The sequence below is a fragment of the Streptococcus sp. E17BB genome, from assembly GCF_041807725.1.
Classification (GTDB): Bacteria; Bacillota; Bacilli; order Lactobacillales; family Streptococcaceae; genus Streptococcus; species Streptococcus entericus.
Genome location: NZ_JBGTZC010000001.1, coordinates 26487 through 51112, shown reverse-complemented (window position 1 = coordinate 51112; position 24626 = coordinate 26487). Strand labels below are relative to the sequence as shown.

Sequence of the window (24626 nt, the reverse complement as noted above, 5' to 3'; positions counted from 1 at the left end):
TCATGCTGTGCAATTTTTGGATAATCGCGTAGCAGAGATTGCTATGAGGAAAGTCCATGCTAGCACTGGCTGTGATGCCAGTAGTGTTTGTGCTAGACGAACCAATAAGTCTAGGGACGCAGCTTGCTGCGTTACGGCGGTTAAACAGGCTAAGTCCTCTAGGATATGCCTCAGTAGACCTGAAAAGTGCCACAGTGACGCAGTTTTCATGGAAACGTGAAAAATGGAACGCGGTAAACCCCTCAAGCTAGCAACCCAAATTTTGGTCGGGGCATGGGATGGCTGGAAACGAACGGACCATCTCAACTGTTGCTCAGCAACAGGAGACAGATGATTATACAGAGGAAGAATAACCTAGTTCTCCCTTGGACAAAACATGGCTTATAGAAAATTGCATAATAGGTAGGCTAGCGTTTGCTAGCTTTTGTTTTAGAAAGATGATGCTAATAATAGCAGGTAAATAAGTGTCTCACAGTTTTTTCTGTTTAATCGTCATTCAGAAAGGAAAATCATGAAACAGAACTTTAATTTAGTGGCAACAGCAGCTGCTGGACTAGAGGCCGTAGTAGGGAAAGAAATCAGGGCTCTAGGACTAGATTGTCAAGTGGAAAATGGTAAGGTAAAATTTCAAGGAAGCGTTCGCGACATCGCTCTAACCAACCTGTGGTTGCGAGCTGCTGACCGCATCAAGATTATCGTCGGAGAATTTCCCGCCAAAACCTTTGAAGAGCTCTTTCAGGGCGTCTTTGCCTTAGACTGGGAAAATTACCTGCCTCTGGGCTGTGCCTTTCCTGTCAGCAAGGCTAAATGCGTTAAGAGCCAGCTACATAACGAACCCAGTGTTCAGGCCATCACTAAAAAAGCCATTGTCAAAAAACTGCAGAAACACTACCATCGCCCTGAGGGTGTTCCGCTGATGGAGAATGGTCCAGAATTCAAGATTGAAATTTCCCTCTTGAAAGACCGCGCAACAGTGATGATTGATACCACAGGTTCTAGCCTCTTCAAACGTGGCTATCGGACTGAAAAAGGAGGAGCTCCAATCAAGGAAAACATGGCAGCAGCTATCATGATGCTGACAAACTGGTTTCCTGACAAACCGCTCGTTGACATCACCTGTGGATCGGGCACCTTTTGTATAGAGGCGGCAATGATTGGTTGCAATATTGCCCCAGGCTTTAACCGTGATTTTGCCTTCGAAGCCTGGCCTTGGGTTGATAAAACTATAGTGGCTGAGGTTCGGGCTGACGCCGATAGCAGAGCAAACTATGAGGCGCCGCTGGATATCTCAGGTTTCGATATTGACCAGCGTATGGTGGAGATTGCCAAGAAAAATGCCGCAGAAGCTGGGTTAGGTCATGTGATTACCTTCAAGCAGATGCGGTTGCAGGACTTCCGCACGGATAAAATCAATGGCGTAATCGTGTCAAACCCGCCTTATGGGGAGCGGTTGTTAGATGACAAAGCCATTCAGATTTTGTATAATGAAATGGGGCAAACCCTAGCACCACTCAAAACATGGAGTAAATTCATCCTAACCAGTGATGAACATTTTGAAAAGAGCTATGGCCAAACGGCTGACAAAAAGCGTAAACTCTACAACGGCACTCTCCGAGTAGATCTCTATCAGTTTTATGGTGAGCGTGTCAAAAGAGCAGATAACATCAGGAGGTCAAAAAACGATGTCTAAAGAAAATACCCCAAACCAACCTCTAAATGAACAAAATCTTGATTTTGAACAGGCAAGAGAGATGACTGTTGAAGAAGCCGTCCAAAAAGAAGCCGATTTGGCTGCTGGTGTGACAGCCGAGGACAGTGTCCTAGATAAGTACATCAAAAAAAATCGCGACAAAATTGGTGAGCAAAAATTTGCGAACAAGGATAACATGAAGAACTTGTCTGACATGGATACCTCGTCTCTTGATAATTTTATCGAAAAACAGCGTCAGGAACTGGAAACACAGGTGGGCTCTGAGGAAGTAGCCGCTTCAAAACAACCAGAAGGCTTTGATCAGATTATTGCGCCTGTGGCACCTGTGACTGACGATCTTAGTAAGGTTGCTGAGATTGAAACCTTTTACGGAGATGATTTTACAGCAACGCCTCATCGACCAAAACGTAAAGGATGGATTATCGGCAGCTTAGCTGCGCTTTTCCTGGGAATTATCGGTTTGGCTTATGGGCTTAACCAGTTCAATAAGCAGGCGACCACAAACATGTCGTCTAGCCAAACATCAACCAGCAAAAGTAGTTCTACAGCAACATCTTCTGCTAAGCCAGCAGACGTTAAGGCTTTTGACGACCTTTACAAAACATTTTTTGCCGATGACGCTCTTACAAAACCTAAAAACAGCGAGTTTGACAATATCACTGCTTTAGAGGATGCCTTGAAAACCTTGGAGGGAACGAGTGACTACGAGGCGGCCAAGGCAAAAGTTGACAGCTTGAAAAAAGCTATTACAGCGATTACCCCTGTGAACGAGCAGTTTGAAACGCCAGCTATTGTGAATGGTGAGAAAGTTGAAGCTAAAGTAAAAGAAGGAGCAAGCTTTGACCACTTGACCGCATCCGTTTTAAATACAGGAAAAGCTAATCTTGATACGCTCTTGCAAGGCGTTATCACTGAAGCAAAAGGCTTGGCGAACTCTGGCACAGCTCCGAGCACCACTGCCCAACAAGACAAGTCAACAACTCCTGACACAGCAATTCCAGATGTTAGTGATGCAAAAGCAAGCAAGTCGAGCGAACCAACTGTACCGCTTCAGCGAGAGCTCAGCCGTGTACCATACAACCAAGCAGTGATTGCTGATTCATCAAATCCTGCATGGGCATTTAACGATGGTGTGCTAGAAGAGATTCTCCGCGTCTCTCGTGAACGTGGCTACTTTACAGGGGATAATTATATCCTTGAACCTGTAAATATTATCAATGGCAATGGTTACTACAACCTCTTCAAATCAGACGGGACCTACCTCTTCTCTATCAATGCTAAGACAGGGTACTTCGTCGGAAATGGTGCAGGACATGCAGATGCTCTGGATTATTAGGGATTAAATAGTTTGAAAATAAAAACTCCCACCTGTATCAATTTTTTCAGATACAGGTGGGAATTTTATTTAGCTGATGTTCTTATTCATAAAAGATTAGATGCTTTAGAGATGGTTTTGGCAGTTAGCTATTCAGCAATGGACGGTGAGCGAGTCTTTATCAGTAATACTCCTGAATGGAAGACTTGGGTTCTGGACGTTGTCAGATCATGTGTCTTCTAAACTCTCTTTCAAAAAGTCATGTTGATGCTGTTTTTCTGCTGGGCGTCACGCCACACAGTAAGACAATAATTTACAGATACTTACTGGTTTCTTTAATGCTCAGTTTTGCCAATTGTTCTTGCTGGTCATTGATAAACTGTCTAACCCAATCGGGATTGGGTTTTGAGAAATCGCGTAATGCCCAACCAATGGTTTTATTGATAAAAAATTCTTCACTGCCTAAGTTATTCTGAATAATTGTTGCCAATTAATGTTGTATTGGTTTTTTCTTTACGCAAGAGTTGATGATCAATCGCTAGCCTACGTAACCACATATTGTCTGAAAGACTCCAATCAAGCAATGTTTTTTCGACTTCGGGATAGCGCAAAGCAATTGCACCTACAATGATATCCAAGCCATCAATCGTATCCCACCACGATTTATCGATAGCAAGATGCTTGATGTTCTCGACATCTGTGGGAGTGAGTTGGTGCTTCATCGTTGTCAGATAATCCATTGCGACATATTGCAATTCACGATAGGGAGACTGCCAGCAAGCCTTTATAAAATTCCAATCAACAGTCTGGTTTTTAGCGGTTTTGAAAAAGGATTGCTGTATCTTTTTTCGCTCAGGTGCAGGAACTCCCAGATACAAAAACTGATCACGCATATAGGCGCTCATTTTTTCAGCTTTCTTGGTGTCAGCAAGTTGTTTTAGTTCAGAATAGAGTTGGTTGAACACTGAGGAATTCTCCTTTTGGCAGTAAAAGTCAGGCTAACCAAGTGACGTCCAACGAATGACAGCATTTAAGCTTATCGTCCTGCTCTAGTTTGTGACAGGTTGTCGTTCAAAGGCATCGCTTGAAATGCCTTGCTCCAAAATCAATTTTGCCCATTCTTTAGCAGAATGAAGGCTATGGTCTTTGTAGTTGCCACAGGACTCGATCGTGGTGCCTGGGACGTCTTCCCAAGTTATCTGCTCTGCTATTTCTCTCAAACTATCGGTAATCACACGAGCAATCTCTTCAGCAGTCGGTTGCCCCCACATGATCATGTGGAAACCGGTTCGACAACCAAAAGGCGAGCAGTCAATCATACCATCAACTCGCTGGCGGATGAGTTTAGCCAGCAGGTGTTCAATCGTATGCAAACCTGCCGTGTCCATGGCATTGTGGTTGGGTTGAATGAGGCGGATATCAAAGTTGGTGATGACATCACCTTTTGGACCATATTCTTCCGAAATTAGGCGGACATAAGGCGCTTTTACGATGGTGTGGTCAAGTTCAAAGCTTTCTACAGTAACGTTTTTGGTCATGGTATTCTCCTTAGTTTTAGTGTTCTTCTATGATACCATATTTTGTCAGCGGTTTACATATAGGTGTCCTAAGTTTCCGAAACGTAAAAAATAGTTAAATATCAAGATTTAGAGAGTAGAGATTCTGCTCTCTTTTTCGTTGGTTAAAATTTTACAAGGAGGTCGCAGATGATACCGAAGAAGAGGTTATATGTACATTGTAATCGGAAATATTTGGGAGAATCCAGAGTTGGTGGAAGGCGTATGAAATCATTATTACGCTACCCAGGGAGTAAGTGGAATTTAGCTAGCAAGATTGTATCGCTATTACCAGAACACAAAAGCTATCTTGAGCCTTATTTTGGCTCTGGGGCGGTGCTATTTAACAAAAACGCATCAGCTATTGAAACAGTCAACGATCTCAACGATGATGTTGTCAATCTATTTGAGATTGTCCGTGACAGACCACAGGAGCTGATTGATCGGCTGTTTTGGACACCATATAGCAGAAAGGTCTATGACGAGGCCTTTGAGCGGTCGCCTGTTGATGAGGTGGACAAGGCTCTGCTGTTTATCATCAAGTCGGTGATGAGTCACGGTTTCAGAACGACAGAAAAAAGCGGTTGGAAAAACGATATTAACGGTAGGGAGAGAGCTTATGCGGTTAAGCATTGGAACGATTTGCCAGACGTTGTGCTGGCGATGACCTCTCGCCTGAAGCAGGTACAGATTGAGCGTCGGCCAGCTCTTGAGTTGATCAAGCGATTTGACAAGCCAGATGTTTGCATGTATGTTGATCCGCCTTATGTTCTTTCAACGAGGACACGGGAGCAGTACAGCTATGAGATGAGCGATAGCGACCACATAGAGTTGTTGGAGGTTCTCAATAAAATACAAGCGAAGGTGCTGCTGAGTGGCTACGATAGTCCGCTGTATAATGATAGGCTCAAGCACTGGCACCGCATGGAGTTCTCGGCTACTGCAGAGAAGGGTTTGCCTCGGACGGAGGTGCTCTGGTTGAATTTTCAACCTAGCGGGCAGATGGAGCTATTATGAAATTTCTAGATTTATTCGCTGGTATCGGAGGTTTTCGTCTTGGCATGGAAGTAGCAGGGCATGAATGTATTGGCTTCTGTGAGATAGATCCGTTTGCCAGAAAAAACTACAAAGCTATACACGACACGAGAGGGGAGGTGGAGTGGCATGACATTACAAGAGTATCAGATGACGCTGTTCGAGGAATCGGACATGTGGACATTATCTGTGGAGGATTTCCGTGCCAGACTTTCAGCATTGCTGGAAAGCGGCGAGGATTTGAAGATACTAGAGGGACTTTGTTCTTTGAGATTGCTCGGGTCGCCTCTATTCTCAGACCTAAATATCTATTCCTTGAAAACGTGCCAGGACTGCTCAGTCACAACAACGGTGATACCTTCGAAACCATCCTCGAAACGCTGGCAGAACTGGGGTATGATGCGGAGTGGCAATGTTTCAACAGCAAGAATTTTGGAGTCCCCCAAAACCGTGAACGGGTGTTCATTATTGGACATCTTAGAGGAGCAGGTGGACGAGCGATATTTCCTTTCGGAGGAAGTGACCAAAAAACTAATGAACAACCAGCGCAAGTGATTGGTCTTGGTAATATCAATCCGTCAGGAAAAGGAATGAACGGAGAAGTTTATCTATCTGACGGTCTAGCTCCTACGCTGACGACAAATAAAGGCGAGGGCATTAAGATTTTACAACGTTCTCATGGCTACAACAAAGGTGGAGAACATGATATAGCTCCTACGTTAACAAGCAACAGCTATCAGCACAACAATCATGTGATTGTGTATGATTTTTACAATAAATCGAAAAAGGATATTGTCGGCACTCTGACGGCAAGCGGTTATCAAAGCAATACTAGAGCGGGCACTTTTGGTATAGGTGTTGGTTCTCGTATTCGCAAGTTGACCCCTCGTGAATGTTGGAGGCTACAAGGCTTCCCCGATTGGGCTTTTGACAAAGCGCAAGCAGTTAATAGTAACAGTCAGCTCTATAAACAGGCTGGAAATTCGGTCACGGTCAACGTGATTGAGGTCATCGCAAAGAAATTGATTTGAAAAATAAACAGAGGAGTAGTCAGTATGACAGTTATTCAAATAGAACAGCGACGAACTAAAAATTTGGTCATTGATGAATTGATGGTCTTAACAGGTTGGTCACGAGAGCGAGTATCAAAAGCTCTTGGTTTGATGGAGCAAGAGAAAACAGTTTCGTTTACTCCTGAAGGTTTTTAAAGATTAGCGAGGTAGTTAAAGTGAGTATCGATCAATTTAATGCCATTACGATTGAGCAGATGGAGACATCAGAGATTTTTTATAGTATCCCAAAGGTACTGCTTGAAGATGAGCAATACAAGGAACTGAGATTGGATTCTAAGATGCTTTATGCCATTCTCAAGGATCGTCTTAAATTGTCTGCCAAAAACAGGTGGATTGATGAACAAGGTCGTGTTTATTTGGAGTATTCCAATAAAGAGCTTCAAGAGATATTTAACTGCTCTAAGAATACCATCATTAAAATTCGGTCTGACCTCACTAAGCATGGACTGATTTATGAGGAATCACAGTTCACCAAAGCTGATGGTCAGGTCTCTAATCGTATCTATGTCGGTAATGTGATTGACTACAATTCTGAGAAGTACCATTTAGAACGTCAGAAACGTCAAGAAGAAGCCTTCCAAAAGCGGCAGGCTGAAAAGTTGAACCACCCCGGTTCAAAAAATGAACGGGGGGCGTTCACATCTTGCACGGGGGCGGTTCAGGATTTGAACCCGAATAATATCGAATCTAGTGAGATTGATTCTAGTAAGAGTAACGATACTAGTCGATACAAGGGTGAGTTATCTTCAAAACCTTTATCAATCTCTGAGGCTTTCAAATTGAGGGAACATTCTTTCCTCACAGAACAAATTGTGATAGAGCTGGCAAGCTTTGGAGAACTAGCTCCGATTTTACAGGATAAAATCTTTCAAGCCAAAAGAGCTGTCGAAAAGCAATTTGATTATCAGCTCAAAGATAGATTTCCGCTTTTCTCAGACACGGAAAAACCTCGTTTATACGGCGAGTTCTTTGTCGATGAGCTTTATCGAGAAGTTACAAAACTACGATCTAAGGTGAGTATTGGTCAAGTCAATGGCAGACCTGTCCGGGATATTACAGGGTATTTTTACCGCATGTTGACCCTGTTTTGGAAGAAATGCTTGTGGCTTGTACTGCATTATGACTTTATCGCCTTAGAACAGAGAAAAAATGCAGGAGAAATACTCCTTGAGCTGGTAGATACATCTGTTAAGGATATTGATGACGAGCTCTACCTGTGGGTAGGTAAGGAGGTGATTTAATGTCTTATCCTAAGCGAGAGTATAAGGGGAGCTTATTGTGTCAAGAGATACTGTCAAAAGAACAAGAAGTTTTGCCTGTTATTGGCTGTTTGGGTCTATTATTCTGCTTGCTTGTCACCGCTTTCCTAGGATTTATTTTTGTCAATCCGAGATTACTATTTTAGAAAAAGGAGGTCATTTTATGGCGGTTATTATTTTGGCTGTAAACTTTGCTATGGTTTATTTTAGTTATGCGTTCTTATCGGGCTTACCCTTGGAAATTCGGGCGATTTTATCGGTTATTTTTACAGGTGTTTTACTAATTGTTAGCATATTGATTAAAGCAAGTAGAGAGATTATAGTTGAATTGAGGAGGATGAAATAAATGCTAAATAAAGTAATTCTTACAGGTCGTTTGACCAAGTCCTTGGAGCTTAAAAAGACACCCACTGGCAAGTCAGTGGCTAGTTTTACACTTGCTGTTGAGCGGCGACAAAAATCGAGTTCAGGTGAAAAAATCACTGATTTTTATGACTGTGTTATTTGGAACACCCCAGCTGAAAACTTAGCTGCTTGGACAGCTAAGGGGAGTTTGATTGGGGTAACAGGTCGCCTAGAAAAAAGAAGCTATCAGAACCAGCAAGGGCAACGTGTTGTTGTCACTGAGGTGATTGTTGAGGAGCTTACCCTCCTGGAGTACAAACGTCAAGCCAACACTCAGGAAGTAACTATTTCAGAAGCTCCAGCATCAGTACCTGCGGAACAAACTAGCTTTTTCCAAGGGCAGACAACTAATTTTGTAGATGATTAACTAAGATAAAACACAGATGAGAGGTGAGATGATGATACATGTGTTTTTAGGGAAAAATGTTGAGCACAATGTGAGGCTGATTAAGGAGCTGGAACGATTTGAGGTAGATTATACTCTTTTTGCCTATTCGGACATTGATCAACCAGTTCTGGATTTTTTGATGCTCCACTCAAAGGACTGTTTTGAGTTTTTGGCAGATAGGCTAAAGCCCTATCAGGTTAGAACTGATGTGAGCTATTCCGAACTCTGCCAAGAGGTACTAGCCGATACTGGGAGAAATATCAAGTTTCCACTGGTAGTTAAGGACGACCAGGTCTATGCTGGGTTAAGTACGTTGGAGATGATCAGTTTGATTTTCCCAAAACGGGTCAGGCTGCTACTGAGACGTCACTATTTGATCAAGTCTACTAGCATGTACAGGAGGGTCAGCTGATGAAAGACTTAACAGAATTATTGACCCCACCATACCCTAAGGGGATAATTGGAAGATTTGTCATAGGCTACTTGCTGATGCAAGGCAATAGCCTGCTAGCAGTTCTTGCGGTAGTCCTAGACTGGAGAGAATGGGCAATTCTTCCACTGCTAGGTTACCTGCTTGTTGTTCTTTATTTGATTTCAAGGGCTGGATTAAATCTCTCCTTCAAGTTCTCAGGACGATTATTGAGATTGCTCCTATTATCTCTTATGGGTATGCTGTTGGTCACGGTTTTTGTCCAGTGGATATCACAAGAACTATTGGGGCATGAGGTTATGACTAATCAAGCCAATGTTCTAAATCTGTTCAATAACCTTTCCCCAATAACTTTTGTTTGTTATTTATTGACAGCTTCGATACTAGAAGAAGTAGTCTATCGTGGCTTTCTCTTTGGCTTATCTGGTATTCCTTGGTTTGATGTGCTCTTGACAAGTGCCGCTTTTGCAGTATTGCATCAGCCAAGCTCACCGATTCTTTTTTTGCTTTACTTTAGTCTCGGCTTATTCTTGGGTAATTCTCGTCATAAGCAAGGACTAATTGCCGGTATTATACTACATGTTCTTTGGAACAATTTGGCAATAACCTTAGCTATGTTTCCATAACGAAAACGAGCTTTTTGAGCTCGTTTTTACTTATCTAAGGTTAGAAGTGGTTTGTCCTATGCCATTTTAGTATATTCTCCTGTAGGATCTGATATTGCCACTGAACCTGTTTCCAATAACAATAATCTGTACCTATCATAATCATAAGATTTTCCTTTATAAGGGTTAGGCTCAATGATGAAATGTTCTTGTTCTTTTTCAACTCGTTCTATCACTATTCTCTTTCCTCCTGTCGTAGATATATAATTACTTAAACGTCCTCGTACATCCGTTCCAGTAAAGCATTGAGAAATTTACTGCGGTTGGGGTAACCCGCCTCTTTAGTAGCTTTGTCGAGGTTTCTGAGGGCTTTCTGGCTAAAATAGATGGACTTTGATACATTCTTCTCTACAATAGGAGTTTCAATACCTAACAGCTTCATCAGTTGCTGGCTCTTGTTTTCTTCTAAATCCTCATCGACAAGTGCTGAAAAGGCATGAGTTGATGCTCGCTGTGTCTTTTCTGCTTTCTGTTTGGTCTTCATCATTTGGGCAAATTCATTCATATTTCAATTCTCCTTAATTTTTATCAATGGTTTGTTTGATGGTGTCAAATAGAGCAATCGTTCGCTCTATAAATTGCCTGTGGGAGCTGGTCTGGTATTTCTTTTCCCGACTAAGGTCGAAAATGGTAGTTCTTAAATTATTGGCCTCATTGAAAATTTCACGTTTTTCCAGATGACCTAGATAGTTCTCAAAGCCACTGATAGCCTCAATAAACTTCTTACTAGAAGCAGTGTTATGCTCGATTTTATTACCGATGAAATAAAGCTGAGCTGTCACCAAACTGTGACCCGTGTCAAAGTTGATAAAATCGTCTCTGAGATCGGAGATATAACTGTCTAAGGCTAGGAGACCAGAGACGCTGTCAAAGGATGGTGAGGCGATACCTATGATGGTATCTGCTGCTAGAAACATATTAGTTGTGACGTTACCTGTATCGTTATGGGTATCAATGACTACATAATCATAGTGGTTAGCAAGTTGATTTTTCTTTACCCAGGTTGAGAAAATCTGCTCTTTGTTGTTCTTTGTGTAAAGCTCCGCATTGACCTCTTTGAGGTCAGTAGACCCTGCAATCAGATCTATATTAGGGGCAACAGGGAGTGGAACAAGAGCTTGCTTTCGGAATATATTAGTTAGTTGATGTTTGGTTTCAACCTCTTCCACAAAACAATTGGTCGAATTTGCTTGCTCGTCGCTGTCAATCAAGAGTGTTTGACCAAACTGAGCTAGGTATTTAACAAAATTTTTGGAAAAGGTTGATTTTCCATCTCCCCCTTTTTTGTTATTGATGACAATGATTTTCATCGTGACTTACCTCTCTATCTATTTATACCCCTATTATAGTCGATGACTATAAAACTGTCAATGATTTTCGTTGAAAAACTGTCGGTTTTTATCAGTATAAATCAAGTATAAGAACTAATAAAGATTATGAGGATAGTTCTGTTAGAAATCCAAACAGAAAACAAATTAGAAAAAGACGGGCAAATCTCTTTGTTTACATGCTAATGATTAAAAAATCACTAGAATAGGAAGAGTAGAGTGCCCATTGACAATTTAATCCCCTCATCACTTGATTAGCGTGCCTGTGTAAGGAGAGTGATAGAGGTAAATTCCCAGAGATGGGCAACTGGCACAACACAAGAAGGAGGAAGTAACTTGTTACTCGTAGATTTACTATGTCAGTTAAGACTGGACTAGCCTTCCAGAGTTTGTCGTTACTGGACTAAAACGATGCAAAAAAATAAGGAGGAACATGCTCAATGAGTGATGTTATACTAAGTGATTTGAAAAGAATGGGTAGCCTTGGAGGTTATACCATTCGATTGAACCGGAAATTTCCATTCTCTTACACGGGTGGTTACTTGCGGCGGGATTATGTCGAGTTTACAAGACTAGGTATTATCAACGGTCAAAAGCAAGAGGTCTTTATTCGAGAACCATATAGTCGTGAACTGCTGGCAGTGATTGATAGCATTATGCTCAATAAGACACTGGTCGCTAGGCGGGTTAGCCAAACCAATCAGCTTCTTCTAACAGGAAAGGGGTATCGCCATGTCAACTGAACAGCAAGATCGTCAAGCCGCCCAATATATTGAGCGGAGCCTTGTTTTCACCGCTAGGCAGCTTTTTAAGCTTTTGGCTTTTACAGCTTCCAAGCTGGAAGGAGATAAAAACGCTTATAAGATTGGTCAACGAAAATTAGAGGAGTTACTCAACAGCCCTTATCAGATTAGCACGATTCAACTAGATGAGACCTTTTCTGAGTTAGGTCATACGGAGGTTGATATTGACAAATTTAATCAATTGATGGCAGAGCGTAACTTTCCCTTAGCTTATACTTGGGTAGGTAATACCCTATATTTCTACACCAAGGACAAGAGCGTTTTGGATGATCACCTCAACAAACTCTTAGAAGACTTGGCTAAAAATCCTGAGCTTTTCAAAGATTTGAGCAAGGACAAGACCTTGAATGAGGAGATTGCCAAAGCCAAGTCAGACGTGGTCTTTGAGCAGGGGGCTGTTAGGGATAAGGAGCTGGTGCGATGAAACATAGTCTAACTAAATTTATCTGGTTTACTGTTGTCGGTCTAGTAATGGGCTATATATGCCACCGCTTTAGGCTAGCTTATGATAGCCTTGACCATCTTCTCATCTTGGAGAGAATAAACACTATTGATATAAAAGGTCTTCTGGCAAACGAACCGTTCAATTTTAAGTTTACCCAGCAGTCAGCTTTAGCCTTTCTTATGGGTTTTGGAGCTGTGGAGCTTATCTACCTCTATCTCATCAGTAATGCTAAAACTTACCGTCACGGAGAGGAACACGGTAGTGCTCGTTTCGGGACACTTAAAGAGGCTAAGAAGTTTTGGAGTAAAAATCCACTGAACGATATTATCCTGTCAGAAACAGTGCGTTTAACTTTGACCGAAAAGAAGAGGCAGCGTTTTGACCGAAACAAAAACACGATTGTCTTTGGTGGTTCTGGTGCTGGTAAAACTTTTAGATTTGTTCTTAGTAGCCTTCTTCAAGCTATCTGCTCCTATGTGGTTGTTGATCCTAAAGATAAATTACCTGAAAAAACGGGTAAATTTTTCTTAGAACAAGGCTATCAAGTGAAAATCTTTGATTTAGTCAACATGACAAACTGCCACGGCTTCAATCCCTTTCGTTATGTTGATAACGAGAACGACCTTAACCGTCTTTTAACAGCTTATTTTAACAATACCAAGGGAACAGGGACAAAGAGCGACCCATTTTGGGACGAATCAACCATGATTCTTGTTCGAGCTATCGCATCTTACTTGGTTGATTTCTACCGACCGCCACGGACGCCAGCCGAGCAAGAGACTTTCAAGCGGTTGAGTAAGAAAGAAAAAGCTAAAAAATTGTCTGAAGAGAAGGATAAACTCGAAAAGGATAGGGAGCTAGGTCACTACCCCTCTTTCAAAGAGATTGGTCAGTTAATAAAGCTTTTAGCCAAGGAAGAAGGTCAGAAGAAAAGTGTGCTTGAGATTATGTTTGACCGCTATGCCAAGGTTTACGGAACAGATAACTTTACCATGCGGAACTGGTCAGACTTCCAAAACTATAAGGACAAGACTTTGGACAGTGTGATTGCGGTGGCAACAGCTAAATTCGCCTTGTTCAATATTCAGAGTGTTGTTGATATTACAGAGAAAGACAGCTTGGATATATTGAGTTGGGGAACACAGAAGACTATCGTCTATTTGATTATCCCTGATGATGATACAACCTTTTCTTTCTTAGCGGCTATGTTTTATAGCACGGTCTTTAGCGTATTAACGAGACAAGCTGGAGCAGTTTTCAAAGGAAAACTCCCCGTTCATGTACGCTTTCTCATGGATGAATTTGCCAACACAGGCACAGTTCAAGATTTCCAGCAAAAGATGACCACTGTTCGGTCAAGGAACATGTCTCTTGTGCCTATCTTACAGGATTTGCCACAAATCCAAGGTTTGTATAAGGAGAAAGAGGCTTGGAAGACCATTATCGGCAACTGCGACAGCCTTCTCTATCTTGGAGGTAACGAGAAAGATACCTTCAAGTACATGAGTGAGTTAACAGGTAAGCAGACTATTGATGTGATTAGTTCCAGTCGCTCTTACGGTGTTTCTGGTGGAGGGAGTGTCTCCCATCAAAAACAAGGTCGTGAACTGATGACGGTTGATGAGATTAAAAATATGCCTCGTGATACGTGTCTGGTATCTATTGCTAATGTCCCTATTTTCAAATCACAAAAATACGATCCGACCAAGCACCCAAATTGGAAGTATGTGGCGGATTCACCCGAACATCCGAACTGGTGGGACTATGACATCGACCAGTTGGAAAAAGAACACTTTAACCCGAACAACTATGAGGTTGGGGACTTGGATAACAAGCCCATTCAATCTCAAGTTGCCTAGCTAGAATTTTAAGGAGAAAATCATGCAAATTTTTAATGAAGTCATGCAACTATTGCAAAAAGGTGTTTCTGGAGTAAGTATTATTCTAATTGTTCTCGGTTTGATTGATATTGGTACAAACTGGGGCGAAAATGGAAGCAGTGCTGGTGTTACTGCTGGATTTAAAAAAGTTATCGGCGGAGCGATTGTTGGAGCTGCGGCAGCTTTCTTGTCTCAAATTCGATTTTAAGGCTAAGAAAAGGAGGTGACTGTTATGGTCATGTTACCATTTCTAGCTAATGAGAAAATCTCGGCTGAGACTTTGTTTGAGGGGTTTAACGTTGATCTGCAGTCTACCGCAGACCTCGTCAAAAATCTAGCCAATTACAATCCAACTGTTTGGAACTTCGTTTCCGCTATTACCAAGCAGGTCATGACCCCTCTGGCGATTGCCATCCTAACGGTTTTAGTGGTTCTTGAGTTTTCAAATGCGGCTCGAAAACTATCGGCAACAGATGGTGGAGCAACCTTTGAATTTTTTGCACCGCTAATTCTGAGGTTGATTATGGTTGTTATTCTGCTACCAAATGCTATGAATATCATTGAGGCTATCTTAGAAGTAGGCACTCATGTTATCTCTGGTGCAGCTCGGATCGTTTCTAAAGGTGGCATGAGTTACGACACTTTCTCTGGCTTCAAAGGTAAAGGAATTGTTGGCAATATGCTCATTGGTTTTATTGCTATCTTAATCTTTGTTTGCCGATTGATTAGTGTTGTCATTGTTAATGTGCTGATTACCATGCGTTTCATTCAGCTTTATCTAATGACCCCATTTACACCTTTGGCTATAGCAACTCTTATCCATGAGGAGCACCGCCATATTGGTATTGGCTTTTTCAAAAATGTCATTGCCTACGCTATACAAGGTGTTTTGATATTTTTGGTGGTAGCCTTTGTTTCGCTCTTTCAAAATGCAGCAAATGCTAATGCGACGGGTGTTGTCCAATTTATAGGAGCAGTTACGGGCTCTATTGTCCAAGCTATTCTACTCATTGTTGCCCTGATTGGGACACAACGGACAGCTCGGAATATTATGGGAATGTAGTGGGTGCCAAACTCACTACTTTCTTTTTAGAAAGGAATCTATGAACACACGAGTTTTTAAGGACGTGGGCAAGTACCAGCATAAGGCTTGGCTGGGCTTTACCACACGACAGGTTATTTTTGTGATTCCCAGTTTAGTTCTCACTGCCATTATCCTTGGAATCAATATCTTTTTATGGCAATTTGGTGACTGGTTTGTCTACACAGTCATTTTTAGTTTTACAGCTCCAATGCTTCTGCTGGGAGTCTATAAACCTCAACATCTCTTTTTTGAGACCTACATCAAATATCGTATGAATTGGGAAATGAGAACCCAAGTTCGTAAAATTAGTACAGGAGGATACCATGAAACATCTCTTTTCAAAGCGGCAAAACCAATCAAAGAGTGGAAAATTGAAGCCGAATGATACTGAAAAAAAGCGTGCTAAGAGGATAAAGGACGAACTTGCTCCGACAACAGGCAATACCTTTCTATACCAGGGGATTTTACCTAGTGGGCTCATGCAGGTTATGGATAATTATTTTTCACAGACCTACCGCCTAGGTGATGTCAACTATCAAACGGTTTCCCTCGACGACAAAGCGACGGTTATGGAGAAATATTCTGATTTAATCAACTCTTTGGATGAACAGACCAATTTCCAGCTGACCTTGTTTAACCGTCGTATCAATCTTGCAAAGTTCAAACAAGGTGTTCTCTACACTCATGAGAACGATGACTATAACCATTTTCGTGATGAGCTAAATGGGATGATGGAAGCTAATTTTCAAGCAGGGGAAAATAATTTTATCACTGAAAAGTACATTTCTTTTGGTCGTAAAGGAAGTAGCTCCAAGCAAGCTTTTCGTTCCTTATCGGAAATTGGAGAGCATTTCAAGAGTGGTTTTACAGAAATTGAGGCCAGTTTTGATCTGCTTAGTGGTCAAGATAGGGTTAATAGCTTAGCAGATATCTTGCGTGGCGATCATCATCTCCCTTTTAGCTACCGTGATCTCGAACTGACGGGTTTGACCACCCGTGACTTTATTGCTCCAGTTTCCTTGAGCTTCAAGGATAAAAATTGCATCGAAATTGATGACCGTTACCTTCAGATTGTCTACATCCGCGATTATGGAGCTGAGCTTGGTGACCGCTTTATGAGAGAGTTGATTCGGACAGATAGGGAGCTCTTGATTAGCTTGCATGCCCAAGCCCCTGAAAAAGCAGAATCAACCCAATCCATCAAAACAAAAAAAGGCTTAATAGAGACCCAAAAATCGCAAGTTTTAGAGACTAATGCTAAAAATGGTAATTTCTCTGGCAAAGCAGGATTGGGGATTGAAACTATGCTAGAGGAAGCAGATGATTTGATTAAAACGATGACCAAGACAGGTGATAAGCTCTTTAACACGACCTACCTTATCGGTATTTTTGCGGATAGTCAGGACGAGTTGAAAGAGGCCTTTGAGGAGGTCAAGCGTGTGGCAAGCTCGAATGATTTGGTCTTGGAAAAGCTGACCTACATGCAAGAGCCTGCTCTTAATGCCCTTTTGCCTTTTGGTCACAACTATCTTGGAGATGTTACTAGAAGTCTCTTAACCAGTAATATTGCGGTAAACTCCCCTTGGACATCCGTTGATTTACAGGATAGAGGAGGTAAGTATTACGGTATCAATCAGATTTCAAATAATATCATCACCCTGAACAGAAGTAGGCTTAACACACCGTCCGGTCTTATCTTGGGGACTTCTGGAGCTGGTAAAGGAATGGCAGTCAAATTTGAAGTTTCCTCGACTAAGCTGAAAAACAATGATGAGCAGACCGAAATCATTATTGTTGATCCAGAAAACGAGTACGGTATTATTGGTCAAGCCTTTAATGGTGAACGCATTGATATTGCCCCAGATTCTAAGACCTTTATCAATGTTTTAGATTTATCAGAAGCAACTGCGGATGATGACCCCATTCGAGTTAAATCAAGCTTTCTCTTGTCTTGGATTGGTAAGTTACTCAATAGGCAGATTAGTGCTCGAGAAAAATCAGTGATCGACCGTGTGACCCATCTCACTTATAGGGATTTTGAACAACCAACGCTAAAGCATTGGCTATTTGTCTTGAAAAATCAACCAGAACAAGAAGCGCATCAGCTTGCTTTTGATATGGAGTTATATGTTGATGGTTCTTTAGATATTTTTGCCCATGAGACAAATGTTGAGGTGACTAACAATTTCTTGATTTACAACCTTAAAAAATTGGACGAAGAATTAAAGCCTGTTGCACTCATGGTCATCTTTGACCAAATCTGGAACAGGGTGGTCAGAAATCAGCGGCTAGGCGTTAAAACTTGGATTTATTTTGATGAGATGCAGCTCTTGTTAGATGATCAGTATGCCAGTGACTTCTTTTTCAAACTTTGGTCTCGTGTCCGTAAATATGGTGGCGTTCCGACAGGCATTACTCAGAACGTTGAAACCCTGCTTTTAGACCCTAATGGTCGACGGATTATTGCTAATAGTGAATTTATGATTCTTCTCAAACAGGCTAAAAATGACCGTGAGGAATTGGTTCACATGTTAGGTCTGTCTGCAGAGCTTGAAAAGTACCTGAAAAATCCAGATAAAGGAGCAGGACTTATCAAGGCAGGCGGTACTGTTGTTCCATTCAAAAATAAAATTCCTGAGCACCTTAGTCTGTTCCAAATGATGAGTACAGAACCCAACAATATGTCTCAGTAGGGGGCGAGTATGGCAAATCTTAAAAGAGAGATGAGGTCAACTAGACAGAGATACAAAATTGCTAGGAGGGAGCAGAACAAGACCTTTAATCAGGCTAGGCAACAAGTGAAGCAGGTGTTTAAGCTTAGACAGAGCCAAGCAAACCAGCTGTTTGCTCATCGACCAGATCAGCTACAAGCGGTTAGTCAACAGCTCAAACTCAAACAGTCTAATGACCTTCAAAAGTTGAAATCAAGCCATCAGGAGGCTATGGCAGACCATAAACAGGCCTATGTAGACCATGTCTTGACAACCCCTTCTCAAGCTTTGACTGCTAGGGAATTGAAAAAGTACAAACTTCCTCATCTCAAACAAGATCATCAAGAAGCTAAAGAACGCTTTGTTGCTAGCAAGAAAGCCCTGCGACAGGAACAAAACAAGGCTTTTCTGAACTCAGTTTTTTCCTATGGTAGGAGTGAGAAACAGGAGACAAATTTTGGTAGCCGTCAGAGGAATTTTCAACCTTATCAAGACCAGCAATCAACCGTTTATGTCCATCGTTCGACAAGTGAGCGAGCTGTACGGATTTTTAGCCAAGCCAAGACCAAAACAGTTTCTTTCAAGCGTCAACCCGAGGAACAGGCGGATTCCTTAAACCAGCAGAAATCTCATCGTTTTAAGCGAACGGATTCAGTTGATAGTCATATCAAGCATAGCAAGTCAGGAAGGTTTTTTTACGATTCGGATACCCTAAAGGAGAAAAAGGCAGAGGTAACCAAAGCCAAAGCGGAGTTCAAATCCAGTCAGTCTCAGCTAAAGCAGTCTAAGCGTTCCTATCGTTACAAACGCCCACAAACAAAAGTTCTAAGGGCTGGTCGCTTTCTTACAAGAGAGCTGGTTTCAGAAGCAGATGATTTAGCCAGTATGCGTGACCTTGAACATACTGCTAGAAAAAGTCAGCAGTATGCTAAATTTAGCTATAAAGGGACGACAGGATCGGTTAAAACCATCAGAGGGACTTACCGCTTCGGTCGTCATCGAGTGACTAATCTAGCCGAACGCACTCGTAACTTTAAGGCTGGTAAGGGTTTTAAGCTGAATGACCCAAGCCGTCACCTCAATCAACGAGCCAGATCCTATCTTAGACACTGGAAAGAAAGGGTTGTCAAGTCTTATCAGAACTTGATTTCTACAATTAGGAGCCTACCTGAACTGATCACCAATGTATTTTTTAATCCCATGACTTGGTGGATTGCGGGTGGAGGCTTGTTCTTGATGATAATTATTTCAATGTTTATCTCTATCAATAACCAAGTTCTTATTCAGCAAGATGAGTTTGAGCTTAACAAAGCCTATACCCACATGACTTTACAGGATGCAGAAAACTCCATCTCAAATGAACGTGGGACGGTCTATTATACGAAGATAGATGATGTCATGGCCTACATGAACTATAAGTTCCAAGACTATGAATTAGCTGACAAGGTCGCTCAGCCAACGGCTGAACAGCTAGCTAACCTCAATTCAACCTCTAGTCTGACCAGCTCTACGTCTTCACAAATGACCTATCAAGATTACTTGACAGAGCTATGGGCAGACTTAAATGGTGGTGACAAGATTAAGTCAATGGCGGAACTCTACAAGGAAAACAAGTATGCCCTATCCAAGGAGGAGCAAGATGAGTTGCGAGAGTATCGAGATGAGGGAACCTATCTTGGCTTGTTTGAGCTAGACAATCCATTTCAGGGACAAGGCGACGATGATGTATTGACCATGCTTTACCGCTATGGTTATCATGCTGTCGATGGTAAACCTGAAAAGTCTAACCATATCATCTTACAGGCTGCACAGGGGCAGGCTGTTGTTGCTCCTATGGATGGCTTGGTTAAGCTAGACGGAAACGATGTCCTTATTGTCAGTGGTGAGGGTAAAATTGTAGAAGCTAGGTTGCGCCTGAAAGATATAGCTAACGGTAGTGTCCAAAATGGGCAGAAAGTTTATTCAGGAGAAGTTGTTGGAGCAGTTCAATCAGACCAAGGTTTGACAGTTCTTTACCAAAAATACAATGACAGTAATGAAAAAATGGTCTATGTTAACCCTGCTTTTTACTTTCCTCATGTGGCTCAAATGCAGACGACCATTATTGCCAGCATTGGTCAGTTCCAAGGTGATGAGGTTGGTCGTGCCAAGCAGGTTTACGATTATCTCAAGGCAGAGGGAGCAAGTAACCAATTTATTGCGGCTGTCTTAGGTAACTGGTCGGTTGAATCTGCCGTTACCGCTAAAAGAGCTGAAGGAGACTATCTTAATCCGCCTATAGGTGCAACGGACACCTCTTGGGATGATCCTAGCTGGTTGGCTCTGGGCGGATTTGCTATCTACAATGGAGGCTACTCCAATATCATCCACCGAGGTCTTGGACTAGGACAATGGACAGATACCGCAGACGGTGCCGTAAGGCACACTTTGCTTAGAACTTACGCAGACAGCAAAGGTAAGAAATGGTATGATTTAGAGCTTCAACTTGACTTCATGCTCCACGGTGACAGCCCGTACTACACTAACTGGGTGGCTCAACACATGAAAGATACTGGTAGCCCTGCGGCTCTCGCTCAGCTTTTCTTGATTTATTGGGAGGGAAATGCTGGTGATAAGCTCATTGAACGCCAAACACGAGCTATTGAATGGTTTTATCAGATTGAAAAAGGTTTTGCCCAAGCGGCAGCAGGGACGGCTAAGGTTGACCCTAAAACCCTTGATAGTATCCGAGGAGACCTCTATAATGGTGTGATTCCTGGTGATGGTAATGATATGGGCTATCCTTGGGGGCAATGTACTTGGTACACGGCCAAGCGGATCAACCAACTCGGCTTAACCTTGAAAGGTCGTGATGGTTCAAAAGTTCCTATTATCAGTGTGATGGGCAACGGCATGGACTGGGTAGGCACAGCGGCACGCTTAGGCGGTGAGACTGGCTCAACCCCTCGTGATGGAGCAATTGTCTCCTTCAACTTAGGCGATGCCTATGGTCATGTTGGTTTTGTCGAAAAAGTTTATTCAGACGGCTCATTCTTAGTTTCGGAAGCTAATTTTGACGGTTCGGCCTATAACCCAACAGGCAACATTACCTTCCGTAAATTGTCTGGAGTAGATGCGAGCATGAGCTTTGCTTATACAGTCAAATAAGTCTATCCAGAAGCTAGATTCCTGTGGTATAACAAAGAGGCAATGCGTATAACCCTAAGCAATTTTATTGCTAGAAGGGAGGTGTTGTATCATGGTCAGATTCCTAGACCACATTCTTGCTGTTGTGGCAGAAGTTGTTGCAGGTATCCTGCTCTACTTTATCTGTAAGTGGCTGAACAGTAAGAACAAGTAGCATTGTCAGCCCATCATCACCCGTTAATCTCTAGGAGAACGTCAAAAAAGCCCCCAACTACTGGCATGTTGGGGGCTTTGGTGTTGCCATGGGCAAATTCCTAGTATCCTAATCATAGCTCATTATTTAGCTGCTGTCAAATCAGAGCCATTATTTTTGACGATAGGCTTCTTTTCGGTCAGCTCGTTTGAGCTGGTCAAAGTTCTCAATATCTTTTGACCATTTCAGAACCTCATCAATCAAAGTTTTCATTTCATGCAGTTCGTCGATTTTAGCTGCATAAGTGATAAAGGATTTAGCACCAGAATAGTTTTTTTGATGATTACGCTTTTCTAGAAGTTCCTTGTCTTGCTTGATGTTGTTCTCGTACTTTCGAATAGCTTTAAGCATAGTTGGTGGCGTTTTATAGGAGACTTCTTTGGTTTTATTATCTTCTGCTAATTTTGCTTTGGGTTGCTCCTGTGTTCGCTCAGCTTGTCCTGTTTCTGAATGGTTTGGAATGCCAAAAATAGCTTCTGCCTCAGCCTCTACGTCTCTTTCCCAAGTAAGTAGCTGTTCTGGGGTCAGATTTCTTCTCTCTTCCTCGGTGAGAGCATGAATCCAATATGTTTCTTCTGTTGTCATGGTATCTTCCTTTTTATCATTCGATAGTCGCTGACTATTTTACGCTAATCCTCCTCAAAAGTCAACGGCTAAAATTTTTTAGATTTTTTTGGGTAAAAGACTTGACATTTATATAGTCATCGACTATTATAGAGTGGTAAAGATTATTTTATTAAGGAGAATGAGATGAAAAAAACTCTGACAAAACTATCTATCGTTGCGGCTGCTGGAGCTATTGCTAGTCCAGCGACAGCTCTAACTGCTCAAGCTGACACCCAAGAAATTCTTCAACAGTCTTCTGTGGTCAGTCAAACAAGCACTGCAAAAGAGCTGACCCTATCAGAAGCTCAGGAACAACTTTCTTTAGTTCAAATCAAGGCTGATGAAGCTGAAAAGGCTTATCAACCGCTTGAGGACAAGGCTACTGAACTAGAGAGCCAGCTTGAGAAAGAAAGAGGGCGAGTAGAGAGCCTTAACCAAGAGATTGTTCAGCTTGAAAAACAAGTTCAATCTATGGAAGAAGAGGTGCCACGAGCTGAGACAAATCTAAAAGAAGCTCAAGCAATTTATGAGACGGAGGCTACTAAAAATCCAGAACTGACTAAAGAGCTTGAGCAAGCTGTGGCTGACAATGATTTAGCCGTTCAAAAACAAACAGCTTTGGAAGAGAAGGTGGCAACTGCTCAGGAATCGATCAAAGCCAAGCAAGCTGATTTAGCAACTAAAGAAATGGACTTGGCTGCCGTTCAATCCGAGGTGGCTAGAACGCAAGCTAAGCTTCAAGAATCTGAAGCAGCTCTCCAAGTAGAGTTGTCAGCTGTAGAGACTGCACAAAATCAGTTGGCGGCAACTGAAACACAGGTGGCTACTAACATTGCCAAATTGGAAGAAGAGGTGCGACAAGCTGGTTCTGACACTGTTGTTTCAACCAGAACGCTGAGAGTGACGTCAGTTGATGGTAGCCAACAGGTTGAAAACAATAAGTCGCCAAAACATGAGCAAGTCATCTACGCTGGTACAAAAGCGATTGAAAAAGAATTAACACCAGACCAACTTAGAGAATACAAGTCCCAAGGCTACTTTACCTATCAACCTGATGTCAATTCAGTGAGCCAGTACATGGTGACCATGTTGAATGAACTCCGTGCCTTAAATGGGATTGACCTCCCTGTTCCAGAAGTATCCGCTGAAGCGATGGCTTATGCCAACCAACGTGCGGTAGAAATTAACAAAAACCAAGTGCTTAGCCATGACACCATTTTGGATACGACTGACCGCAATGGAGAAAATGCAGGCATCATGAACATCGCTATGGCATCTAATGCAGAAACACCGATTTTGTCTGACGAGCAGATGGCTTACCACCTCTTGAACCTTTACTTTGCGGACTATGAGAACCTCTACTCAGGTTATGGTCATCGTGTCACTCTTCTGACTGCCTCTGGAAATGGTCTGGGTAATGGCTTTTCAGGTCGCTACCATGTGATGGATTTTATTGATTCTGATAAGCTGACTGAAACGACTGACTTTTCGAGAAAATATTGGGAAGTGATGGGGGACTTCAGCTATGCGAATAATGTTGAAAACACTATGTTTTATAAAGGGAAACGACTGACTTTCCTACCACGGACGACCTTTACCTATGTAACCAAGATAACAGAAGCAAACCCCAATACCGCTAAAGCCGCTGCCAAAAAAGCCCTGGACGATTACCTCCTCCAAGCTCAGAACTTACTGGTTGAAGCTAGAAACGGAGTAGAGCAGACTCAAGAGGCTGTGGGAGCGAGACGAACAAGGTTAACTGATTTGACTAATCGATTATCTACCTTGACCGCAAGCCTCCCAGAGTTGGTACAAGCCGTTGATCAAGCAAAAGAAACGGTAACATCGGCTGAAGCTACCAAACTTGATTTAGATTCTGAGTTAGAGGCAGTAGTCGCAACAGCTACCAGCAAGAAAGCTCTGCTTGATAGCTTATCTCATAAAGCCCAGTCTTTGGTGCTCGCTAAGGAAAATTTGTACACAGCAACTAAAAAAGTCAGCGATTTGAAGCTTTCTTTGCTTGACCAAAATACTCGCTTGTCTAGCTTGACGACTGCTAGAGATAAGTCACAGAACCAAGTAATTCTTCTAAAAGGTCAATTGGAGGACATTTTGCCACAACGTGACCAAGCTAAGCGGACTTATGACCAAGCACAGGAGGAACTGAACACAGCGCAACAGCGCCTCTCTTACCTTGAAATAACCTCACTTTTGAAGACCGCGCCTGTTAAGTCTGGTGGAGGTGATGTTACCCCAACAATTCAAACTTCTAAAGCTAGCTCACAGGTTATCAAGAAAGAGAGTAGTCAAGCTACTCCTAGCTTGCCCGCAACAGGAGAAGCAAGTAGTCTGCTTCTAACAGGTCTTGGATTACTTATGTCAACGGTTGGCTTGACACGATTTAAGCGTGAAGATTAACGAATTAACCAGCTCTTTTTGAGTTGGTTTTTCTGTTAGAAAATCTGTTAGATTTTAACGTTCAAAAGCACAGCTATCTTCCTTTGACCATAGGCAGAAATTGATTCTTTTTGGTAAAGTTAGGGTAGTTCAGCC

Annotated in this window: 24 protein-coding genes, 1 other RNA gene and 1 pseudogene; 20 read left to right on the top strand and 6 right to left on the bottom strand. The window is 42.2% G+C overall.

Annotated elements, in window-relative coordinates; genetic code table 11:
* The first annotated feature begins 12 nt into the window (after positions 1 to 12).
* From rnpB to ACERC7_RS00205, 3 genes are all read left to right on the top strand, one after another.
* Positions 13 to 389: RNase P RNA component class B (gene rnpB, locus ACERC7_RS00215), an RNA gene on the top strand.
* A 122-nt stretch (positions 390 to 511) separates the two neighbouring features.
* The gene (locus tag ACERC7_RS00210) at positions 512 to 1690 is read left to right on the top strand and encodes a class I SAM-dependent RNA methyltransferase (protein WP_373659217.1); all 1179 of its coding nucleotides are present in this window, start codon (positions 512 to 514) and stop codon (positions 1688 to 1690) included.
* Entirely contained in the window at positions 1683 to 3047 is a 1365-nt protein-coding gene (locus tag ACERC7_RS00205) for a cell division site-positioning protein MapZ family protein (RefSeq protein WP_373665798.1), read from the top strand. Before ACERC7_RS00210 ends, ACERC7_RS00205 begins: the two co-directional genes overlap by 8 nt.
* 292 nt (positions 3048 to 3339) lie before the next feature.
* Here the strand turns inward: ACERC7_RS00205 and ACERC7_RS00200 are convergent.
* Both ACERC7_RS00200 and ACERC7_RS00195 read right to left on the bottom strand, forming a co-directional pair.
* Positions 3340 to 3931, bottom strand: a pseudogene (locus ACERC7_RS00200) (DNA alkylation repair protein).
* Positions 3932 to 4075: 144 nt separating this feature from the next.
* On the bottom strand, positions 4076 to 4564 hold the full coding sequence (locus tag ACERC7_RS00195) for an S-ribosylhomocysteine lyase (protein WP_373659215.1): 489 nt from the start codon (positions 4562 to 4564) through the stop codon (positions 4076 to 4078).
* Between the two features lie 243 nt (positions 4565 to 4807).
* Here ACERC7_RS00195 and ACERC7_RS00190 point away from each other — a divergent pair, with 243 nt between their 5' ends.
* From ACERC7_RS00190 to ACERC7_RS00155, 8 genes are all read left to right on the top strand, one after another.
* A complete protein-coding gene (locus ACERC7_RS00190) occupies positions 4808 to 5599 on the top strand; it encodes a DNA adenine methylase (protein ID WP_373665797.1) in 792 nt (263 codons plus the stop codon).
* Positions 5596 to 6648 carry a DNA cytosine methyltransferase gene (locus tag ACERC7_RS00185; RefSeq protein WP_373665796.1) on the top strand — a complete coding sequence of 351 codons (1053 nt, stop codon included), beginning with the start codon at positions 5596 to 5598 and terminating at the stop codon, positions 6646 to 6648. The genes ACERC7_RS00190 and ACERC7_RS00185 overlap by 4 nt, the downstream gene beginning before the upstream one ends.
* Positions 6649 to 6672: 24 nt before the next feature.
* Positions 6673 to 6825 carry a hypothetical protein gene (locus ACERC7_RS00180; protein ID WP_373665795.1) on the top strand — a complete coding sequence of 51 codons (153 nt, stop codon included), beginning with the start codon at positions 6673 to 6675 and terminating at the stop codon, positions 6823 to 6825.
* A gap of 20 nt (positions 6826 to 6845) precedes the next feature.
* Positions 6846 to 7931, top strand: a complete 1086-nt coding sequence (locus ACERC7_RS00175; protein ID WP_373665794.1) for a replication initiator protein A — start codon at positions 6846 to 6848, stop codon at positions 7929 to 7931.
* 181 nt (positions 7932 to 8112) lie between these two features.
* Entirely contained in the window at positions 8113 to 8295 is a 183-nt protein-coding gene (locus ACERC7_RS00170; RefSeq protein WP_373665793.1) for a hypothetical protein, read from the top strand.
* Complete coding sequence (gene ssb / locus ACERC7_RS00165) at positions 8296 to 8721, top strand: single-stranded DNA-binding protein (RefSeq protein ID WP_373665792.1); 426 nt, start codon at positions 8296 to 8298, stop codon at positions 8719 to 8721. It begins immediately after the preceding gene.
* A gap of 28 nt (positions 8722 to 8749) precedes the next feature.
* Complete coding sequence (locus ACERC7_RS00160; protein WP_373665791.1) at positions 8750 to 9154, top strand: hypothetical protein; 405 nt, start codon at positions 8750 to 8752, stop codon at positions 9152 to 9154.
* Positions 9154 to 9798 (top strand): lysostaphin resistance A-like protein, encoded by a 645-nt coding sequence (locus tag ACERC7_RS00155; protein WP_373665790.1) that lies wholly within the window; start codon positions 9154 to 9156, stop codon positions 9796 to 9798. The genes ACERC7_RS00160 and ACERC7_RS00155 overlap by 1 nt, the downstream gene beginning before the upstream one ends.
* 56 nt (positions 9799 to 9854) lie before the next feature.
* Here ACERC7_RS00155 and ACERC7_RS00150 read toward each other — a convergent pair whose 3' ends face one another.
* From ACERC7_RS00150 to ACERC7_RS00140, 3 genes are read right to left on the bottom strand one after another with little or no spacing between them, the layout of a single operon-like run.
* Complete coding sequence (locus ACERC7_RS00150) at positions 9855 to 10013, bottom strand: hypothetical protein (protein WP_373665789.1); 159 nt, start codon at positions 10011 to 10013, stop codon at positions 9855 to 9857.
* Between the two features lie 35 nt (positions 10014 to 10048).
* Positions 10049 to 10342: a hypothetical protein gene (locus ACERC7_RS00145; protein ID WP_373665788.1), complete on the bottom strand. Its 294-nt coding sequence runs from the start codon at positions 10340 to 10342 to the stop codon at positions 10049 to 10051.
* Between the two features lie 13 nt (positions 10343 to 10355).
* Positions 10356 to 11147 (bottom strand): ParA family protein, encoded by a 792-nt coding sequence (locus tag ACERC7_RS00140; protein ID WP_373665787.1) that lies wholly within the window; start codon positions 11145 to 11147, stop codon positions 10356 to 10358.
* Between the two features lie 458 nt (positions 11148 to 11605).
* Between ACERC7_RS00140 and ACERC7_RS00135 the strand changes: the two genes are divergently transcribed.
* Genes ACERC7_RS00135 through ACERC7_RS00100 form a run of 8 tightly spaced genes read left to right on the top strand, consistent with a single transcriptional unit; the run spans position 11606 to position 21235 of the window.
* Positions 11606 to 11908 (top strand): hypothetical protein, encoded by a 303-nt coding sequence (locus ACERC7_RS00135; RefSeq protein ID WP_373665786.1) that lies wholly within the window; start codon positions 11606 to 11608, stop codon positions 11906 to 11908.
* The gene (locus ACERC7_RS00130) at positions 11898 to 12392 is read left to right on the top strand and encodes a hypothetical protein (RefSeq protein WP_373665785.1); all 495 of its coding nucleotides are present in this window, start codon (positions 11898 to 11900) and stop codon (positions 12390 to 12392) included. Before ACERC7_RS00135 ends, ACERC7_RS00130 begins: the two co-directional genes overlap by 11 nt.
* Complete coding sequence (locus tag ACERC7_RS00125) at positions 12389 to 14272, top strand: VirD4-like conjugal transfer protein, CD1115 family (protein ID WP_373665784.1); 1884 nt, start codon at positions 12389 to 12391, stop codon at positions 14270 to 14272. The genes ACERC7_RS00130 and ACERC7_RS00125 overlap by 4 nt, the downstream gene beginning before the upstream one ends.
* Before the next feature lie 22 nt (positions 14273 to 14294).
* Positions 14295 to 14501 carry a hypothetical protein gene (locus tag ACERC7_RS00120; RefSeq protein ID WP_373665783.1) on the top strand — a complete coding sequence of 69 codons (207 nt, stop codon included), beginning with the start codon at positions 14295 to 14297 and terminating at the stop codon, positions 14499 to 14501.
* 24 nt (positions 14502 to 14525) lie between these two features.
* The gene (locus ACERC7_RS00115) at positions 14526 to 15356 is read left to right on the top strand and encodes a conjugal transfer protein TrbL (RefSeq protein ID WP_373665782.1); all 831 of its coding nucleotides are present in this window, start codon (positions 14526 to 14528) and stop codon (positions 15354 to 15356) included.
* Between the two features lie 40 nt (positions 15357 to 15396).
* Positions 15397 to 15762, top strand: coding sequence for a PrgI family protein (locus ACERC7_RS00110; RefSeq protein WP_373665781.1), 366 nt, complete (start codon positions 15397 to 15399; stop codon positions 15760 to 15762).
* Entirely contained in the window at positions 15701 to 18070 is a 2370-nt protein-coding gene (locus tag ACERC7_RS00105) for a VirB4-like conjugal transfer ATPase, CD1110 family (RefSeq protein WP_373665780.1), read from the top strand. Before ACERC7_RS00110 ends, ACERC7_RS00105 begins: the two co-directional genes overlap by 62 nt.
* Before the next feature lie 9 nt (positions 18071 to 18079).
* Positions 18080 to 21235 (top strand): phage tail tip lysozyme, encoded by a 3156-nt coding sequence (locus ACERC7_RS00100; protein WP_373665779.1) that lies wholly within the window; start codon positions 18080 to 18082, stop codon positions 21233 to 21235.
* Between the two features lie 343 nt (positions 21236 to 21578).
* Here the strand turns inward: ACERC7_RS00100 and ACERC7_RS00095 are convergent, their stop codons facing one another.
* Positions 21579 to 22052, bottom strand: a complete 474-nt coding sequence (locus tag ACERC7_RS00095) for a hypothetical protein (RefSeq protein WP_373665778.1) — start codon at positions 22050 to 22052, stop codon at positions 21579 to 21581.
* 165 nt (positions 22053 to 22217) lie between these two features.
* Here ACERC7_RS00095 and ACERC7_RS00090 point away from each other — a divergent pair, with 165 nt between their 5' ends.
* A complete protein-coding gene (locus ACERC7_RS00090) occupies positions 22218 to 24491 on the top strand; it encodes an LPXTG cell wall anchor domain-containing protein (protein ID WP_373665777.1) in 2274 nt (757 codons plus the stop codon).
* Positions 24492 to 24626: the final 135 nt, after the last annotated feature.

What these genes read in the sequence shown, in the direction of transcription:
- ACERC7_RS00210 (WP_373659217.1), top strand. Translation starts at nt 512, where the DNA reads ATGAAACAGAACTTTAATTTAGTGGCAACAGCAGCTGCTGGACTAGAG.
- ACERC7_RS00205 (WP_373665798.1), top strand. Translation starts at nt 1,683, where the DNA reads ATGTCTAAAGAAAATACCCCAAACCAACCTCTAAATGAACAAAATCTT.
- ACERC7_RS00195 (WP_373659215.1), bottom strand. Translation starts at nt 4,564, where the DNA reads ATGACCAAAAACGTTACTGTAGAAAGCTTTGAACTTGACCACACCATC.
- ACERC7_RS00190 (WP_373665797.1), top strand. Translation starts at nt 4,808, where the DNA reads ATGAAATCATTATTACGCTACCCAGGGAGTAAGTGGAATTTAGCTAGC.
- ACERC7_RS00185 (WP_373665796.1), top strand. Translation starts at nt 5,596, where the DNA reads ATGAAATTTCTAGATTTATTCGCTGGTATCGGAGGTTTTCGTCTTGGC.
- ACERC7_RS00180 (WP_373665795.1), top strand. Translation starts at nt 6,673, where the DNA reads ATGACAGTTATTCAAATAGAACAGCGACGAACTAAAAATTTGGTCATT.
- ACERC7_RS00170 (WP_373665793.1), top strand. Translation starts at nt 8,113, where the DNA reads ATGGCGGTTATTATTTTGGCTGTAAACTTTGCTATGGTTTATTTTAGT.
- ssb (WP_373665792.1), top strand. Translation starts at nt 8,296, where the DNA reads ATGCTAAATAAAGTAATTCTTACAGGTCGTTTGACCAAGTCCTTGGAG.
- ACERC7_RS00160 (WP_373665791.1), top strand. Translation starts at nt 8,750, where the DNA reads ATGATGATACATGTGTTTTTAGGGAAAAATGTTGAGCACAATGTGAGG.
- ACERC7_RS00155 (WP_373665790.1), top strand. Translation starts at nt 9,154, where the DNA reads ATGAAAGACTTAACAGAATTATTGACCCCACCATACCCTAAGGGGATA.
- ACERC7_RS00145 (WP_373665788.1), bottom strand. Translation starts at nt 10,342, where the DNA reads ATGAATGAATTTGCCCAAATGATGAAGACCAAACAGAAAGCAGAAAAG.
- ACERC7_RS00140 (WP_373665787.1), bottom strand. Translation starts at nt 11,147, where the DNA reads ATGAAAATCATTGTCATCAATAACAAAAAAGGGGGAGATGGAAAATCA.
- ACERC7_RS00135 (WP_373665786.1), top strand. Translation starts at nt 11,606, where the DNA reads ATGAGTGATGTTATACTAAGTGATTTGAAAAGAATGGGTAGCCTTGGA.
- ACERC7_RS00130 (WP_373665785.1), top strand. Translation starts at nt 11,898, where the DNA reads ATGTCAACTGAACAGCAAGATCGTCAAGCCGCCCAATATATTGAGCGG.
- ACERC7_RS00125 (WP_373665784.1), top strand. Translation starts at nt 12,389, where the DNA reads ATGAAACATAGTCTAACTAAATTTATCTGGTTTACTGTTGTCGGTCTA.
- ACERC7_RS00120 (WP_373665783.1), top strand. Translation starts at nt 14,295, where the DNA reads ATGCAAATTTTTAATGAAGTCATGCAACTATTGCAAAAAGGTGTTTCT.
- ACERC7_RS00115 (WP_373665782.1), top strand. Translation starts at nt 14,526, where the DNA reads ATGGTCATGTTACCATTTCTAGCTAATGAGAAAATCTCGGCTGAGACT.
- ACERC7_RS00110 (WP_373665781.1), top strand. Translation starts at nt 15,397, where the DNA reads ATGAACACACGAGTTTTTAAGGACGTGGGCAAGTACCAGCATAAGGCT.
- ACERC7_RS00105 (WP_373665780.1), top strand. Translation starts at nt 15,701, where the DNA reads ATGAAACATCTCTTTTCAAAGCGGCAAAACCAATCAAAGAGTGGAAAA.
- ACERC7_RS00100 (WP_373665779.1), top strand. Translation starts at nt 18,080, where the DNA reads ATGGCAAATCTTAAAAGAGAGATGAGGTCAACTAGACAGAGATACAAA.
- ACERC7_RS00095 (WP_373665778.1), bottom strand. Translation starts at nt 22,052, where the DNA reads ATGACAACAGAAGAAACATATTGGATTCATGCTCTCACCGAGGAAGAG.
- ACERC7_RS00090 (WP_373665777.1), top strand. Translation starts at nt 22,218, where the DNA reads ATGAAAAAAACTCTGACAAAACTATCTATCGTTGCGGCTGCTGGAGCT.